Annotated in this window: 18 protein-coding genes and 1 tRNA gene; 11 read left to right on the forward strand and 8 right to left on the reverse strand. The window is 67.6% G+C overall.

All coding sequences use genetic code 11. From position 1 onward, the window contains the following. Window positions 1–34 precede the first annotated feature (34 nt). The 7 genes from MicroSTF_RS07140 (at window position 35) to MicroSTF_RS07170 (ending at window position 8,479) form a co-directional block, all read left to right on the forward strand. Window positions 35–2,200, forward strand: a complete 2,166-nt coding sequence (locus MicroSTF_RS07140) for an RNA degradosome polyphosphate kinase (protein ID WP_322954494.1) — start codon at window positions 35–37, stop codon at window positions 2,198–2,200. Beyond that, on the forward strand, window positions 2,197–3,186 hold the full coding sequence (locus MicroSTF_RS07145; protein WP_051668074.1) for an NUDIX hydrolase: 990 nt from the start codon (window positions 2,197–2,199) through the stop codon (window positions 3,184–3,186). Before MicroSTF_RS07140 ends, MicroSTF_RS07145 begins: the two co-directional genes overlap by 4 nt. A 150-nt stretch (window positions 3,187–3,336) precedes the next feature. Next, window positions 3,337–4,443, forward strand: a complete 1,107-nt coding sequence (pstS, locus tag MicroSTF_RS07150) for a phosphate ABC transporter substrate-binding protein PstS (protein WP_322954495.1) — start codon at window positions 3,337–3,339, stop codon at window positions 4,441–4,443. 92 nt (window positions 4,444–4,535) lie between these two features. Further along, window positions 4,536–5,486, forward strand: a complete 951-nt coding sequence (pstC, locus tag MicroSTF_RS07155; RefSeq protein WP_021199103.1) for a phosphate ABC transporter permease subunit PstC — start codon at window positions 4,536–4,538, stop codon at window positions 5,484–5,486. A 1-nt stretch (window position 5,487) separates the two neighbouring features. Beyond that, on the forward strand, window positions 5,488–6,591 hold the full coding sequence (pstA, locus tag MicroSTF_RS07160; RefSeq protein ID WP_029267231.1) for a phosphate ABC transporter permease PstA: 1,104 nt from the start codon (window positions 5,488–5,490) through the stop codon (window positions 6,589–6,591). A 28-nt stretch (window positions 6,592–6,619) separates the two neighbouring features. Then, window positions 6,620–7,399, forward strand: a complete 780-nt coding sequence (gene pstB / locus MicroSTF_RS07165) for a phosphate ABC transporter ATP-binding protein PstB (RefSeq protein ID WP_017828973.1) — start codon at window positions 6,620–6,622, stop codon at window positions 7,397–7,399. 231 nt (window positions 7,400–7,630) lie between these two features. After that, the gene (locus tag MicroSTF_RS07170; RefSeq protein WP_322954499.1) at window positions 7,631–8,479 is read left to right on the forward strand and encodes a type IV toxin-antitoxin system AbiEi family antitoxin domain-containing protein; all 849 of its coding nucleotides are present in this window, start codon (window positions 7,631–7,633) and stop codon (window positions 8,477–8,479) included. A gap of 189 nt (window positions 8,480–8,668) precedes the next feature. Here the strand turns inward: MicroSTF_RS07170 and MicroSTF_RS07175 are convergent, their stop codons facing one another. The 4 genes from MicroSTF_RS07175 to sigK all read right to left on the reverse strand — a co-directional run bounded on the left by MicroSTF_RS07175 (window position 8,669) and on the right by sigK (window position 11,797). After that, window positions 8,669–9,553, reverse strand: coding sequence for an aminodeoxychorismate lyase (locus tag MicroSTF_RS07175; protein WP_021199105.1), 885 nt, complete (start codon window positions 9,551–9,553; stop codon window positions 8,669–8,671). Between the two features lie 197 nt (window positions 9,554–9,750). Further along, entirely contained in the window at window positions 9,751–10,380 is a 630-nt protein-coding gene (locus MicroSTF_RS07180) for a DNA-directed RNA polymerase subunit beta (protein ID WP_167255722.1), read from the reverse strand. A 29-nt stretch (window positions 10,381–10,409) separates the two neighbouring features. Then, window positions 10,410–11,201, reverse strand: coding sequence for an anti-sigma factor (locus MicroSTF_RS07185; RefSeq protein WP_322954501.1), 792 nt, complete (start codon window positions 11,199–11,201; stop codon window positions 10,410–10,412). Beyond that, window positions 11,198–11,797 carry an ECF RNA polymerase sigma factor SigK gene (gene sigK / locus MicroSTF_RS07190; RefSeq protein WP_029258697.1) on the reverse strand — a complete coding sequence of 200 codons (600 nt, stop codon included), beginning with the start codon at window positions 11,795–11,797 and terminating at the stop codon, window positions 11,198–11,200. The genes MicroSTF_RS07185 and sigK overlap by 4 nt, the downstream gene beginning before the upstream one ends. A 196-nt stretch (window positions 11,798–11,993) precedes the next feature. Here sigK and MicroSTF_RS07195 point away from each other — a divergent pair, with 196 nt between their 5' ends. Together MicroSTF_RS07195 and MicroSTF_RS07200 are read left to right on the forward strand one after the other, a co-directional pair. Further along, window positions 11,994–12,653 carry a fasciclin domain-containing protein gene (locus MicroSTF_RS07195; RefSeq protein WP_021199109.1) on the forward strand — a complete coding sequence of 220 codons (660 nt, stop codon included), beginning with the start codon at window positions 11,994–11,996 and terminating at the stop codon, window positions 12,651–12,653. 137 nt (window positions 12,654–12,790) lie between these two features. Beyond that, window positions 12,791–12,863: transfer RNA gene (locus MicroSTF_RS07200), tRNA-Lys, on the forward strand. A gap of 26 nt (window positions 12,864–12,889) precedes the next feature. Here MicroSTF_RS07200 and MicroSTF_RS07205 read toward each other — a convergent pair. Then, entirely contained in the window at window positions 12,890–13,345 is a 456-nt protein-coding gene (locus tag MicroSTF_RS07205) for a hypothetical protein (RefSeq protein ID WP_029267248.1), read from the reverse strand. Window positions 13,346–13,515: 170 nt separating this feature from the next. On the opposite strand from MicroSTF_RS07205, the gene MicroSTF_RS07210 reads away from it, so the two are divergent. Then, window positions 13,516–14,061 carry a type 1 glutamine amidotransferase domain-containing protein gene (locus MicroSTF_RS07210; protein ID WP_029267250.1) on the forward strand — a complete coding sequence of 182 codons (546 nt, stop codon included), beginning with the start codon at window positions 13,516–13,518 and terminating at the stop codon, window positions 14,059–14,061. Between the two features lie 15 nt (window positions 14,062–14,076). Here MicroSTF_RS07210 and MicroSTF_RS07215 read toward each other — a convergent pair whose 3' ends face one another. Beyond that, window positions 14,077–14,592 carry a CGNR zinc finger domain-containing protein gene (locus tag MicroSTF_RS07215; RefSeq protein WP_029258700.1) on the reverse strand — a complete coding sequence of 172 codons (516 nt, stop codon included), beginning with the start codon at window positions 14,590–14,592 and terminating at the stop codon, window positions 14,077–14,079. Between the two features lie 25 nt (window positions 14,593–14,617). Here MicroSTF_RS07215 and MicroSTF_RS07220 point away from each other — a divergent pair, with 25 nt between their 5' ends. Beyond that, window positions 14,618–14,842, forward strand: a complete 225-nt coding sequence (locus tag MicroSTF_RS07220; protein WP_021199113.1) for a hypothetical protein — start codon at window positions 14,618–14,620, stop codon at window positions 14,840–14,842. On the opposite strand, the gene MicroSTF_RS07225 is transcribed toward MicroSTF_RS07220, so the two are convergent. Continuing rightward, window positions 14,823–15,356 carry a DUF1697 domain-containing protein gene (locus MicroSTF_RS07225; RefSeq protein WP_136024974.1) on the reverse strand — a complete coding sequence of 178 codons (534 nt, stop codon included), beginning with the start codon at window positions 15,354–15,356 and terminating at the stop codon, window positions 14,823–14,825. The two genes, MicroSTF_RS07220 and MicroSTF_RS07225, sit on opposite strands and share 20 nt — an antisense overlap. After that, window positions 15,353–15,934, reverse strand: a complete 582-nt coding sequence (locus MicroSTF_RS07230; RefSeq protein WP_322954505.1) for an isochorismatase family protein — start codon at window positions 15,932–15,934, stop codon at window positions 15,353–15,355. Before MicroSTF_RS07230 ends, MicroSTF_RS07225 begins: the two co-directional genes overlap by 4 nt. Window positions 15,935–15,973 lie beyond the last annotated feature (39 nt).

Consider the following 15,973-nt stretch of genomic DNA (forward strand, 5'->3'; position numbering starts at 1 on the left):
ACGGGCGTCACCTCTCGGTGCTTAGATGTACCCCATGATCGATCCCGCACTCGCCGACGCCGGGCTGGGTGACGCCGAAGACGACGACTTCGACGCCATCGAGTCCTACGACTCCCAGCTCCCGGACCACCGCTACCTGGATCGCGAGCTCAGCTGGCTCGCCTTCAACCAGCGCGTGCTCGAGCTCGCCGAGGATCCCTCGCTTCCCGAACTCGAACGTGCCAACTTCCTGGCGATCTTCGCGAGCAACCTCGACGAGTTCTTCATGGTGCGCGTCGCGGGCCTCAAGCGCCGCATCATGACCGGTCTCGCGGTGCCCACGAACATCGGCCGCTCCCCCGTCGACGCGCTCGCCGACATCTCGCGCGAGGCGCATGCCCTGCAGCTGCGGCACGCGGATGCCTGGACCTCGCTCGTGCGTCCGGCTCTGGCCGAATCCGGCGTGGAGATCACCGAGTGGTCCGAGCTCACGGACGGCGAGCGCTCGGCGCTGTCGGAGTACTTCGGAGCCCAGGTCTTCCCTGTGCTGATGCCGCTCGCCGTGGATCCGGCGCATCCGTTCCCCTACATCTCGGGGCTGTCGCTGAACCTCGCGATCCGCATCCGCAACGCCCGCACCGGCCGGCAGGAGTTCGCTCGGCTCAAGGTGCCGCCCATGCTCCCGCGCTTCGTCGAGGTTCCGGGAGGCGGCGAGATCAAGCGCTTCCTGCGCTTGGAGGAGCTCATCGCCAATCATCTGGGCGATCTGTTCCCCGGCATGGAGGTGCTCGACCACCACGCGTTCCGTCTGACGCGCAACGAGGACGTGGAGATCGAGGAGGACGAGAGCGAGAACCTCATCCAGGCGCTCGAGGCCGAGCTGCTGCGTCGACGTTTCGGCCCGCCGATCCGTCTCGAGATCACCGACGACATGGATGACGTCACGATGGACCTGCTGGTCCGCGAACTCGACATCACCGACCTCGAGGTCTACCGGCTTCCCGGGCCGCTCGACCTGCGCGGTCTGTTCGACCTGTCCCGCATCGATCGCCCCGACCTGCGGTATCCGCCGCACCTGCCGACCACCGCCGTGGCCTTCCAGCCCGCGGGATCGAGCAACCGGGCGGACATCTTCAAGGCGATCCGCAAGTCGGACGTGCTGGTGCACCACCCGTACGAGTCGTTCACCACGAGCGTGCAGGCGTTCCTCGAGCAGGCGGCCCGTGACCCGCACGTGCTCGCCATCAAGCAGACCCTCTACCGCACCTCCGGCGACAGCCCCATCGTGCAGGCGCTCATCGACGCGGCGGAGGCGGGCAAGCAGGTGCTGGCCCTCGTCGAGGTGAAGGCCCGCTTCGACGAGGCGAACAACATCGTCTGGGCGCGCAAGCTCGAGAAGGCCGGCGTGCACGTGGTCTACGGCCTCGTCGGGCTCAAGACCCACTGCAAGCTCGCTCTCGTCATCCGCGAGGAAGACGGCAAGCTGCAGCACTACTCCCATGTCGGCACCGGAAACTACAACCCGAAGACCAGCCGTATCTACGAGGACTTCGGGTTGTTCACCGCCGACGCGCAGGTCGGCAAGGACCTGACACGACTCTTCAACGAGCTCAGCGGCTACGCGATCGAGAAGAAGTTCAAGCGCCTCCTGGTCGCCCCCCTGCACCTGCGCAAGGGCCTGGTCCGCCAGATCGATGCCGAGCGGAAGAACGCCGAGGCGGGGATTCCCGCGCACATCCGCATCAAGGTGAACTCGATGGTGGACGAGGAGATCATCGACGCGCTCTACCGTGCGAGCGCGGCGGGTGTGAAGGTCGACGTCTGGGTGCGCGGTATCTGCAGTCTCCGCACCGACCTCGACGGGATCAGCGACAACATCACGGTGCGCAGCATCCTCGGTCGATACCTGGAGCACTCGCGCATCTTCGCCTTCGAGAACGGCGGCGATCCTCAGGTGTACATCGGCAGTGCCGACATGATGCACCGCAACCTCGACCGCCGGGTGGAGGCCCTGGTGCGCGTCACCGACCCCGCCCACCTCAAAGACCTCGGAACGTTCTTCGACCTGGCGATGGATGCCGGCACGACCTCGTGGCATCTCGGTGCAGGAGGGGTTTGGGAGCGCCACGCCGTCGACGCGGAGGGCAAGCCCCTGATCGACCTGCAGGACAAGACCATGGGGTTGATCCAGCGGCGCCGTCGCGCGCGGGCGGTCCGATGAACACGCGGCAGCTGCAGCTCCCGGTCGGCACCACGACGAACTCGAAGTGGACGGACAAGGCCGTGTACGCGGCGGGAGCCGTGGTGTGGCGCCTCGTCGAGGGCAAGCTGCGCATCCTGCTGATACACCGCACCAAGTACCGCGACATCACGCTTCCCAAGGGCAAGGTCGATCCTGGGGAGATGCTCGCCGAGACAGCCGTGCGGGAGGTGCAGGAGGAGACCGGCATCCGGGTCTCGCTCGGAGTCTCGGTCGGTGTGAGCCGATATCACCTGGCGTCGCAGAAGCAGAAGGTCGTGCACTACTGGGCCGCAGAGGCGACCGACGCCGCGATCCGGGAGTCGACGTTCGTTCCCAACCGGGAGATCGCTGCGCTCGAGTGGGTGAGCGTGAAGAAGGCGAGAGCGCGCCTGAGCTACCCCGTCGACCTCGAGATCCTCGACTTCTTCTCCAACCTCGTCGACGACGGTGTGCTGCGCACCTTCCCGGTGATCGCCCTGCGGCATGCGAAGGCGACGCCCCGCTCGGAGTGGGACGGGTCGGATGCCTCACGGCCACTCACCGACCGCGGGCGGAAGCAGGCGAAGTCGATCGTGGGACCGCTGCGCGCTTTCGGCGTGCGCAGGATCGTGACGAGCGACGCGGTGCGGTGCGTGGAGACGATCACTCCTCTCGCTCGCGCACTCGATCGCAAGCCCGTGAAGACGGAGAAGATCAGCCAGGACGCTTGGGAGGACGGCGAGTCCGATCTGCGCGCGGTCGTCGGTCGCCGCATCCGCGCCGGCAAGCCTGCGGTGCTGTGCAGCCACGGGCCGGTGCTTCCGGGTCTGCTCTCCGAGATCGCCCTGGCCACAGGCACCATCCAGGGGTCGTATCTCAGCAGTGCCGCAGACCTCGAGCCGGCCGCGTTCTCGGTCGTGCACCTGTCGGCCACGAACCCCGGATCCGGGATCATCGCGATCGAGACGCACATTCCCAAGGTCTGACGTCCCCTGATTTCTCGCGGGAGCACCCCAGAGAGTCGCCCGTCGTTCACCTGCCGTTCACCTGCTCGGGAGAGTCTCGTTAACCGTCGCCCATAGCGTCACTGTGTGCCCTGCACCGGGCCCCACCCATTCCAGATCGAAGGATCCACAGTGAAGATCTCCCGAATCGCACGAATCGGCGCCATCGGCGCCGTCGCCGCCCTCGCACTCGCCGGCTGTGCCGCGAACGAAGCAGGCACCGGTTCCACCGACGAGCCCACCTCCAGCACCGCCACCGTCAGCGGTTCCCTGGTCGGCGCGGGCGCCTCCTCGCAGCAGGTCGCCATCCAGGCATGGACCGCCGAGTTCCAGAAGACCAACCCCGACGCCCAGGTCGAGTACGACCCGCAGGGCTCGGGCGGTGGCCGCGAGTCCTTCCAGCAGGGCGCGGTCAACTTCGCCGGCTCGGACCGCGCGTTCAAGACCGACGAGATCTCGGCCGGCGGCTTCGGCGCGTGCGTCGACGGCTCCGACCTCATCGAGATCCCCGCATACATCTCGCCGATCGCCATCGTCTTCTCGCTCGACGGCGTGGACGAGCTGAACCTCGACCCCGAGACCATCGCGTCGATCTTCGCCGGCAAGATCACCAACTGGAACGACCCGGCGATCGCCAAGGACAACCCCGACGCCAAGCTCCCCGATCTCGCCATCACGCCCGTCCACCGCTCCGACAAGTCGGGCACCACGGGCAACTTCACCGACTACCTGGCGCAGACCGCCGGTGACGTGTGGACCGCGGGCAGCGTCGAGGAGTGGCCGGCCGACCTCGCCGGAGAGTCCGCCGAGAAGACCTCGGGCGTCGCCAACGCCGTCAAGGGTGGACAGGGCCTCATCGGCTACATCGACTCCTCGCAGGCCGCCGACTTCGCGTCGGTCAACGTCAAGGTCGGCGACAAGTTCGTACCGCACTCGGCCGAAGGTGCCGCCGCCACGCTCGACGCCTCGAAGATCGAGGAAGGCCGCACCGACGGCGACCTCGCCTTCGCGATCGACCGCACCACCACCGCCGACGGCGCGTACCCCGTGCTCCTCGTCAGCTACCTCATCGGCTGCGCCGAGTACGAGGACGAGAACGTCGCCGCGTTGACCAAGGCGTTCTTCACCACCGCGATCAGCGCCGAGGGCCAGGACGCCGCCGCGACCAACGCCGGCAGCGCCCCGATCTCGGACGACCTGCGCACGCAGGCTCAGGCTGCGATCGACCTCATCAAGTGAGCCAGTGACGGTCTCCGGGATGCCGCGCGGCATCCCGGAGACCGTCTGCTCGCGTCAGACACCCGATCTCCACTGAGCAGGAAGCAGCTCCCATGACAGCCACGACCTCGCCGGCGTCGACGCGCATCGTCGCGAAGAAGCGCGCCGGTGACCTCTGGTTCTCCGGAACGGCGGTCGCCGCCGGATCCATGATCATGATCACGCTGGCCGCGGTCGCGATCTTCCTCATCGTGCAGTCCATTCCGGCCTTCACCGCGACAGCCGAGGATGCCTCGCTCCTCAAGACGAACTTCTGGGACTACGTCGGCCCACTCCTGTTCGGCACGGTCTGGGCCGCCTTCCTGGCCCTCCTGCTCGCCGTGCCGCTCTCGCTCGGCGTCGCCCTGTTCATCACGCACTACGCACCGCGGCGGCTCGCTCAGGGCCTGGGCTACGTGGTCGACCTGCTGGCCGCCGTCCCCTCGGTCGTGTTCGGCCTCTGGGGAATCCTCGTCCTGGCTCCCGCTGTGCAGCCCATCTACGTCTGGCTGAACACGAACGCCTCCTGGATCCCGTTCTTCGACGGCGTCGTCTCCCCTACCGGACGGACGATCCTGACCGCCGCGATGGTGCTCGCCGTCATGGTCGTCCCGATCATCACGGCCATCTGCCGCGAGATCTTCCTGCAGACCCCTCGCCTTCACGAGGAGGCCGCCCTCGCCCTCGGCGCCACCCGCTGGGAGATGGTGCGGATGGCCGTTCTTCCCTTCGGCCGTTCCGGCATCGTCTCCGCCTCCATGCTCGGCCTCGGCCGTGCGCTCGGCGAGACCATGGCCGTCGCGATGGTGCTCTCGGTGAGCAAGGCCGTCACCTTCGAACTGCTCACCTCCACGAACCCCTCCACGATCGCAGCGAACATCGCGCTGACGTTCCCCGAGGCGTACCAGGTCAACATCAACATCCTCATCGCGACCGGTCTGATCCTGTTCGTCGTGACGTTCGCGGTGAACGCTCTCGCACGCTGGTTCGTGAACCGCCGCAAGGAATTCTCGGGAGCGAACTGACATGACCGTTACCGCCCCTGAATCGTCTCGCACGGCGAGCGCGGCCCCCACCCAGCTGTCGCTCAGCTCGGGACACCTCCCCCGCTGGTCGCCGTGGGCGCTCCTCGCCCTCTCCCTCCTCATCGGCTTCACGCCCTTCGCTCTCGAGGCCCTCGCCAGCGGATCCGACCTCAACATCGCCGGCTCCGTCGTTCTCGGCGCGGTCATCTACCTGGTGCTCATCTACGTGATGTCGCGCATCATCGAAGGCTCCAGGAAGGCGCTGGACCGCCTGATCACCGGAATCGTGACCTCGGCGTTCGCCATCGCGATGGTGCCGCTGGTGTCCGTCGCGATCACCGTGGTCGCCAACGGCGTCGCCCGTTTCGACGGACTGTTCTTCTCGTCATCGATGCGGGGAGTGCTCGGTGAAGGCGGCGGCGCCCTGCACGCCATCATCGGCACGCTCCTGGTCACCCTCGCCGCCGCGATCATCTCGATCCCGATCGGTCTGATGACGGCCGTCTACCTCGTCGAATACGGCAAGGGCGGCCGGATGGCTCGCACCATCACCTTCCTCGTCGATGTCATGACGGGAATCCCGTCGATCGTCGCCGGTCTGTTCGCCTACGCCGTCTTCGCGCTGATCTTCGGACCCGGCGTGCGCATGGGCATCGCGGGCTCGGTCGCGTTGGCCGTGCTCATGATCCCCGTCGTCGTGCGCTCCACCGAGGAGATGCTGCGACTGGTGCCGAACGAGCTGCGCGAAGCGTCGTACGCGCTCGGGGTGCCGAAATGGCTCACGATCGTCAAGGTGGTCCTCCCGACCTCGATCGCCGGCATCACCACGGGTGTCATGCTCGCCATCTCGCGCGTGATCGGCGAGACCGCGCCCCTCCTGCTGACGGCCGGCTTCACCGACGCGATGAACTACAACCTGTTCAGCGGACGCATGCAGACGCTCCCGGTGTTCACGTACTCGCAGTACGCGTACCAGGGCATCCCCGCTGAGGCATACGTGGAGCGGGCCTGGGCCGCAGCCCTGACGCTCATCATCATCGTCATGCTGCTCAACCTGATCGCGCGCCTCGTCGCGAAGATCTTCGCACCCAAGACCGGCCGCTGAGCCTCGACCCGACAAGCAAGGAACTGCAGTGTCCAAGAGCATTGAAGTCAACGACCTGAACGTCTACTACGGCGACTTCCTCGCCGTGGAGGGCGTCTCCCTCGACATCCAGCCGCGCAGCGTCACCGCGTTCATCGGCCCCTCCGGCTGCGGCAAGTCCACCTTCCTGCGCACGCTCAACCGCATGCACGAGGTCATCCCCGGTGCCCGCGTCGAGGGCGAGGTGCTGCTCGACGGCAAGGACCTCTACGGCCCCGGCATCGACCCGGTGCTCGTCCGGCGCCAGGTGGGCATGGTCTTCCAGCGTCCGAATCCGTTCCCCACGATGTCGATCAAGGAGAACGTCCTCGCCGGCGTGAAGCTCAACAACAGCCGCATGTCGAAGAGCGATCAGGATGCCCTGGTCGAGAAGTCGCTCACCGGTGCGAATCTGTGGAACGAGGTCAAGGACCGCCTCGACAAGCCCGGTTCCGGCCTCTCCGGCGGTCAGCAGCAGCGTCTGTGCATCGCCCGTGCGATCGCCGTCTCGCCGCAGGTGCTGCTGATGGACGAGCCCTGCTCGGCTCTCGACCCCATCTCGACGTACGCGATCGAGGAACTGATCGGCGAGCTGAAGAACGAGTTCACGATCGTGATCGTGACGCACAACATGCAGCAGGCGAGCCGCGTGTCGGACAAGACCGCGTTCTTCAACATCGCGGGCACCGGCAAGCCCGGAAAGCTGATCGAATACGACGACACGACCTCGATCTTCACCACACCGTCGGTGCAGGCCACCGAGGACTACGTCTCCGGCCGCTTCGGTTGAGCGCTAGGTCCCTGCTGCTGCACCCCTGCTGCTTCATCGCCAAAACCCAGATCACTTGAGTCGCCGACGGCGTGTCACCTGTTGACACGCCGTCCGGTCGTTCGGCGGTCTGGGTCTTGGCCTCCCCGAACGAGGCGCACTTCTCCTGCACGGTCGCGGGGTGCCGCGTGTTGTCCATAGCTCGTACGGTTTCGGCCTCGACCGACGGCGCGCTCAGGGCAGTATCAGGCGATGTCCTTCGTGCGCGCCGCTTCTGTGCTGAGTGCGCTCGGGCGGATGGCACGGACGTCGGAGCTTCGACGACGGGGAGTGAGCCGCGACGAGCTCTCGCGCGCGGTGCGTTCCGGCGAAGTGCTGCGACCTCGCCAGGGCGTCTATGCGCTCCCCGACGCCACGGAGGCCTGGGTGCATGCGGCGTCTCACGGCGGCACGATCGGCTGTGCGCAAGCTGCAGCGGAGCAGGGGCTCTGGGTGCTCCGTCTTCCTTCGTCGAATCACGTCTGGATGGGAGCCGCGGGAACTCCACGATCGACGTGCGACGCCTGCGTGCTGCACTGGGATGAGGGTCGTGCGCGCGTCGGCGAGGCTGCCCCTGTCCCGAATGCGCTCCTTCAGATCGCGGGGTGCTGTGGCGAGGACACGTTCTTCGCCGCGCTCGAATCGGCCTTGCGTCGATCACTGCTCTCCCCCGCGGGGCTGAACTGGCTTCGCCGCCATCTTCCGACGTCGATGCGGTGGCTCGTCGCGTTCGCTCGTGCAGATGCCGACAGCGGACTCGAGTCACTCATCCGGCTTCGGCTGCACCGGATCGGGATCGCGGTCAGGACCCAGGTGCCCGTCTCCGGTGTCGGGGAGGTCGACATCGTCATCGGCGACTTCCTGATCGTCGAGGCCGATGGCCGTGAGAACCATGCCAGGGAGAAGGAGCGGAGCAAAGATCTGCGGCGTGACGTAGCTGCTGCGGCCGCCGGATACACGACTCTGCGATTCACGTATGAGCTGATCGTCGACGACTGGCCTCTCGTCGAGGCCGCGATCCGCGGCGCTGTCGCACGCAGGGCTCACCTCGCGCCGGTGTGATGACTCCGCGAACCCTCGCCCTCGTCTGCACTCGCCAGCCTCAGCCCTGGTCGGCACTCGCCAAAACGGAGATCAGGAGCGAGAGCCGGGGCGTGTCGCGGCCAGACGCGCCGTGCCGCCGACGGGCGCCCTCCGTTTTGGCAGGCGGGAGGGCAGGCGGGCGGGAGTGGAATGGGTGGGCGGCTGGGATCAGTCGCGCGGCGAGAGCAGGTAGCGGTTCAGCGCGGCCGTGAGCGTGCGGTCGACCGGAAGGGAGACGCCATCGACGGCGGTGATCGCCGCGGCGAGGCGCACGCTCGACACGAGCCACGCGGCGTCCGCCTGCGGAAGGTCGGTTGCCGGGATGCGGTCGTACCCGACGTCGAAACCCTGGGCGGCGAGGTGCTCGTACACGCTGAGCTGCGTCGTACCGTGCAGGATGCCACCCGTCGGAGCCGGCGTCACGAAACGGTCGCCGAAGCGGAGAATCAGGGAAGCCGTCGGAGCCTCCAGCACGAAGCCGTCGCTCGAGAGGAAGATCGCATCGTCCGCACCACGCCGGTGCGCCTCGCGCAGGGCCGCCATGTTCACGGCGTACGACAGCGTCTTCGCTCCCAGCAGCAGCCACGGAGCCCGCTCCGCTGCGCCCAGGTCGTACCCGCGGTCGAGCGTCACGACGCGCACACCATGCTCTCGCACAGCGGAGAAGTCGGAGGCCGGGGCCGCGGTCACCCATGCCGTCGGGGTGGGCCCGTGCTCGACTCCCCGGCTGAGGATGAGCTTGATGACGGACTCGCCCGCTCCGAGCTGTGCAGCCGCCTGATCGACCGCCTGCCGCCATTGCATGAGATTCGGGACCGGAAGGTCGCACAGCCGTGCCGAGTGGGCGAGGCGTTCCAGGTGCGGGACGACCTCCTGCGCGTGCCCGTCGATCACGCCGATCGACTCGAACACCCCGTCACCGCGCTGTGTGCTCAGCTCCCCCACACTGAGCGCGGGGGCGGCGGCGTCCACCTGCGTGAAGGTCTCGGAGAAGTCGCTGCGCTGTTCGTCGGCGGCGACGGGATCGATCATGAGTGCGAAGCGCCCGGTCATGATCCGAGCCTAGAGGGCGGGAATACCGTCCGCCGCATCGCGTTACAATGGAGTGGCCGGGCCGCATAACCCCGGGCTCCAATTTTTGCCGCTGCGAGCGGCCTTCCGCCGAGAGGCGTTCTTGCGGCCCGGTCTTTTCTTGCCCGGAGCGGTTTCGCGCATCCGGATCGCCTTCCCGTCGGGCCACCCGATGCTCGTCAGGCGAGCGCATCCATCCGCCACAGCACGGCGGCTGCGGCCAGATCCTGTCCGTAACTGCTCAGTCGCAGCGCTCGCGTGGTCAGTTCGCTGGATCGTGCGGGCTCGGTCGGTTCGTAGTCGTCAGCCGTGTGCGTCGCCCCGGAGGCCTGCACTCGGCAGAAGGCCGCGGCGCGGTCGAGCGCCACGGCGAAGTCACCACGGAATGCCCCCCGCAGGATCGTGTCGATCAGAGCGACCAGCTCGTCCGGACTCGCCGGCACCGGCGCACCGGCGATCGCCGCATCCGCCGACGGCAATTCGACGCGCCCGCGGTCGTATAGGAGGGCCGCGGTCTGCGGGTCGCCGTGGATCGCGAGCTGCAGCACGTAGAGGCGCCACAGGGCGCCGGGGAGAGTCCGTGAGGGTGCTTTCGACCACAGCTCCGCGATCTCGTCGATTCCGTGTTCGGCGGTGAAGGCGACGAGTCTCTCGGCGCTCGCTCCGCTCTCGTCGGCGCGGACGCGGGTCAGCAGAGCGGATGCCGTGGCATGCGCGATACGCGTCTCCTCGGCGGGGTCGTGTGCGCCGACGATGTTGTCGAAGGCGCTCGTCGGGCGGCGCACGGGGCGATGATACTGCTCGGGCATCCCTCCAGGGTACGCGCGATCAGTGCGGCTCACGCCGTGGGGATGACGATCACCGGATCGGTCGTCGGCTGGCCCGACGGAGATCCGCCGGCCTGCTCCACGGTCACCGCGATCGCGTCACCCGCCTGCATATCACCGGCGAGGAGGGCGGTGGCGTCACCACCGTCCACATCGAACACTCCGGCGGAGACGGGAGCGTCACCGCGCACGAACCACAGCTCATACGTCTGGCCTTCACCCGCACTCGGGAGACCGTCGGCCACGAGCACGGCCTTGCCGGTGGAAGCCGACCAGTGCGCTGTCGCGCTTCCTCCGTCGTCGAGCGTCACCGTCGCCTGCTGGGCGTCGTCGGCTGCTTCGATCTCCTGCAGCGCGATGACACTCGCGGGCGGGTTCAGCTGCTGATTGAGGGCGACCGCGCCGATGCCGACGCCCACCAGCACGGCGAGGCACGCCGCCAGGGCGAAGACGGTGCGGGTCCAGCGACGCTGCTTCTTCGGCTCGGGCTGAGGCTCGGTGTGGGACACGGCGACGACTGCGGGACGTTCCTCGTGCGATGACGAGACGTCGGTGTCGGTCCGCGATCCACCGTTCTGGGGCATGTCCGCGATCTGCGCGAGCAGCGCGGATCGGATGTGTGCGGGAGCGGCGACGGGCTCGACAGGGTCTGCGAGCGACGCGGCCGTCGCGATATCCGCATCCACCGTGTCCTCCCATTCCGGGTGCTCCGCGAGGGCTGAACGGTATCGACGCTCGTCGTCAGCGGAGAGCGAGTGCAGCGCGGCACCTGCCGCGAGTTCCTCGAAGTCCTTCTCGTTCATGCCGTCACCCCCATCGCCGTACGCAGACGGCTGAGCCCGTCTCGCATCCGTGTCTTGATTGTCCCCAGCGGCGCCCCCACGAGGGCCGCGATCTCGTTCTGACTGTAACCGCCGTAATACGCGAGGACGAGTGCTTCGCGCTGAGCTTCCGGAAGCCCCGAAAGCGCCTCGACGACCTTCCCTCCCTCGATCCCCAATTCGACCTGCTCCGCGACACTGTCGTGCGCGACGCCGATGTCCTTGAATCCTGCTCGTACGTCCCGGTCCGCGCTCGATTGCGATGCCCGCACTCGGTCGACGGCCCGGCGATGAGCGATCGTCATGACCCACGCTCGTCCCTGACCTCTGTTCGGAGCGAAGCGGGAAGCGGATTGCCAGATCTCGAGAAAAACCTCCTGGAGCACCTCTTCGCTCTGCGCGCGATTGATAAGGACGCGGAGGATGAGGCCGAACACGCGGGAGGACAGCGTGTCATAGAGCGTCGCGAAGGCAGCCTGATCACCGGAGGCGACGCGGACGAGGAGGTCGGCGACAGCATCCTGCGTCGCTCCGTCCTCGGGAACGTCGAACCCATCGATGACCATCCCCATAAGCATGCCGCATCTCCTCCCCGATCACGTGCAGACGTCACCCGAATGTGAAGGAATCGACCTCGCGAATCGTGCGCTCCGGCGCCGTCGTCGGAGCTGTTTCCAAGATTTCTGAGATTCTTCCCATCCGATCCCGAACGGGCTCCGAACAGCACTCGACGCCACGGAGAGGCCGTGGCTCAGTTTTCTGAAGGAGCTCGACATGTTCAGCACCAAGAAGAAGGTCACCGCGGCAATCACCCTCGGCCTGGCGAGCGCGTTCCTGCTCTCCGCCTGTTCCATGGGCAGCGGCAGCACCTCGGACTCGTCTTCCGAGCCGAAGGCACCGGAGACGTCGGAGTCGACGCCGATGGAGATGGACCCGGCAGCCAACCTGGTCGGCCCCGGCTGCGCGGCGTACGCCGACGCTGTGCCGGACGGCGCGGGTTCCGTCGAGGGAATGTCGCAGGACCCGGTCGCGGTCGCGGCCTCGAACAACCCGCTGCTGACCACGCTGGTCTCGGCGGTGAGCGGACAGCTCAACCCCGACGTCGACCTCGTCGACACCCTGAACGGCAGCGAGTTCACGGTCTTCGCACCGGTGGACGACGCGTTCGCGAAGATCGACCCGGCCACCATCGAGGCACTCAAGACCGACAGCGCCACGCTGAGCTCGATCCTGACGTACCACGTGGTTCCCGGCCAGATCGACCCGGCCGACATCGACGGCATGCACAAGACCGTGCAGGGCGCCGAGCTCGAGGTCACGGGCAGCGGTGACGACCTGATGGTCAACGACGCCAAGGTGATCTGCGGTGGAGTCAAGACCGCGAACGCGACCGTGTACCTCATCGACACGGTTCTGATGCCCCCGGCTTCCTGAGCCAGGGATCGCCGGGTGGGAGGACACCCGGCACGCGCCCTCTCGGAAGCAGGGGGAGGATCCCGAGAGGGAAAAGGGGCCGTCGGCGGTGCTGTGTCGCCGACGGCCCCTCGTCGTGCGCACTAGACTTTGATGAGGGGCCTCTAGCTCAGTTGGCAGAGCATCGGACTTTTAATCCGCGGGTCGTGGGTTCGAGCCCCACGGGGCCCACCGCAGGTCGCCGCTCGGCGACTGTCTCAGGACTCGCCGCCGGGCGCGCCCGACAACAGCTCCGCTCGGATGTCGGCCACACCGTCCGGCAGCGACTCCCCTTCGAGAGCGAAGACCGGCGCTTCCTGGCTTCCCCCGATGCCGCACACCGCGACGCTGTCCGCACCGTCGAGCGACTTGGGGATGACCACGAACCAGAGCGACGACGACGCGAGCCATTCGGTGGTCGCCATGTCTCCGAAATACGTGGCATCCGGTGCGAGAGCTCGGGTCCTCTCGGTGCAGAGATCGACGAGCGCAGTCGTGGTGAACTCCGTTCCCGTCGCCGGCGGTTCCGTGGTCTCGATCGCCGAGGGGGTCGGGGTGGGCGTGGGTGAAGAGGTCCTCGATGCGGAGGGCGAAGGGCTCGACGCCGGCTCGGGGGCACACCCCGCGAGCAGGATGAGTACCGGGAGGAGGACGAGTGCAGGACGGACGCGCATATCTGGATCGTACTGCCGGGACTCGCGCACCTGTGACGAGCGCTCCGCGGAAGACCGTTCCCCCTTATCACCGGCTCATCACCTCGGCCACCCCCTTCCATCCTCCCCCGATCCGGGAGATCGTCGAGTCGTCCCCGAACGGCGGACGACTCTCCAGGAAAGGACGGACGATGACTCTCAGCGGCAGCCGCGTGGCATTCCTCGCGACAGACGGATTCGAAGACAGTGAGCTCACGAGTCCCTGGGATGCCGTGACGGCAGAAGGCGCGAGCGCGACCTTGATCGCTCCGGACGGCGCTGCCATCACCGGCAAGAACGGCCATGAGCAAGCCGTCGATCTGCGCGCAACCGAGACCAGTGCGGACGATTTCGACGCGCTGGTACTCCCCGGCGGCGTTGTCAACGCCGATCACTTGCGCATGGACAAGGCTTCGATCGACCTGGCACGAGCATTCTTCGAGCAGCACAAGCCGGTAGGCGTGATCTGCCACGGTGCGTGGATCCTGATCGAAGCCGGTGTCGTCGACGGACGCACGCTCACCAGCTATCCGAGCCTGACCACCGATCTGCGCAACGCCGGAGCGACGTGGGTGGATGAGGAGGTGGTGGTCGATGAGGGCCTGGTCTCCAGCCGCACTCCCGACGACCTGCCGGCTTTCAACGCGAAGCTCGTCGAGGAGATCGGCGAAGGGAAGCACGCCGGACAGACCGCCTGACGGTCAGGCTCAGGCTCAGGCTCGCGCACGGTGCCGACGCACGGCCGCACGGTTCGCGCAGCGCACGGAGCAGAAGCGCTGGCGGCCGTTGCGGGTCACGTCCGCGACGACGTTCGTGCACGGCGTGGCCTGGCATCGGCCGAGCCGGCTCATTCCCCGGGTGACCAGGTGCAGCGACGTGCCGAGGCTGATGATCGCCCGGAGCACGTAGGGCAGGGACGGGACGTCGTCGCGGTAGTGCAGGTGCCACCCCTCGCCGTCGTGGTTCGTCAATCTCGGATAGGCGGCTGCGGCCGCGAGTTGCGCGTTGAGCAGCACCGCCCGCGCGTCGGGGTCGGGTTCATCCACGATCGCCAGCCAGTCGTCGATGACGGCTCTGACCTTCTCGTGGTCGTCGGCGGCGGGCGGGAACGTCTGCGTCATCCCGAGCTCCAGGGTGCGCTCCTCGATCCCAGCGCGGGTCTCCGGCCAGTCGTTGGCCAGCGACGCGGCGAGCAGCACCGCGTACTCGCCGTAAGGGTTGAGATGCATAAGACCATTACATCACGCTGGAAGCATGACCTCGCTGAACACCCTTCCCGTCCCCCGCATCCGCCCCGCCGCCGAGGCGCACGAGCATGCCTGGCTGGTGGAGTCACGGCATCCGACGAGCGAGGGCGTCGTGCTCTACGTGCGGTGCACCGCCTGTGACACGCGCCGGGTCGACGTGCAGGCGCATTCGCAGACGCCTCCGGCAGCGCTGAGCGGCGAACTGGGCGGCGTCACGCCGTCAGTTCGATGAGCGTGCGCGTCGTCCGCAGGTTACGCGCCGTTCCAGCCACTCCGAGCGCGCGATCGAGCACCGTCTTGGTGAGCTTCGTGGAGTGCACGCCGCCCGCACCGTAATCGATCCACAGGTCGTCGCCGATCAGCGCGATCCGCTCGGTGTCGCGGAGACGCTGCTGCAACGCCTCGATCGCGTCGCCCGAGGGCGCACCCTCCAGGAACATCGCGTGCACGGACTTCACGTCGCCTTCGGGAAACGGCTGGGCGGATTCCGAAGAGACCAGCTGCGCATGAGTGCGGTGGATGACCGGGGTGTCGACGCCGAACTCATCGTGGATGGCCATGCGGACGGCCGCACACGTGGCAGCCGGATGCTCCGGTGTTTCGCAGATGATGTTGCCGCTCGCGATGTAGGTGGAGACGTCGTTCAGCTCGGTCTCTGCCGTGAGCAGCTCGCGGAGGCGCGACATCGGCACCCTGTTGCGGCCGCTGACGTTGACCGCCCGCAGGAGCAGGACGCTGCGGCTCACGCGTCGGCGCTCTCGACCAGCTCCGCCCCCGCGTGGACGAGTTCGGCGAGTGCGGCATCACTGGTCTCCGCGGCGACACCGGCGACGAGGTCGGTGAGGATGCGGACCCGCACGCCGTGCGCAATGGCGTCGAGGGCGCTCGCCCTGACGCAGTGATCTGTCGCGAGGCCCACCACGTCGGCGCTGAGCACACCTGCTGCGGCCAGGATGGCGCCGACCGTCTCCCCGGCCTCTGTCTGCCCCTCGAACATCGAATACGCCGGCCTCCCCTGCCCTTTGAGGACGTGGTGCGTCACGGCATCGGTCGCGAGCAGCGGGTCGTACGCCGCCCCCGTGGTCCCCGCGACGCAATGCACAGGCCAGGAGTCGACGTAGTCGGGGCCGTCGGCGAAATGTCCGCCGTTGTCGCCGTCGGCATCGTGCCAATCCCTCGAGGCGATGATCACCGCGTAGTCGCCCGTGTGGGCGGCGAGGAATGCCGTGACGGCTGCGGCCACCGCATCGCCGCCCGCGACGGCGAGGGCGCCGTCTTCGGTGAAGTCATTCTGCACATCGACGATGAGAAGCGCTCTGCTCATGCTTCGAGGGTACGCGGTGCGGAACGGGAAAGGCCCCGT

Source organism: Microbacterium sp. STF-2 (genome assembly GCF_034650155.1).
In the GTDB taxonomy this organism is placed as follows: Bacteria; Actinomycetota; Actinomycetes; order Actinomycetales; family Microbacteriaceae; genus Microbacterium; species Microbacterium maritypicum_A.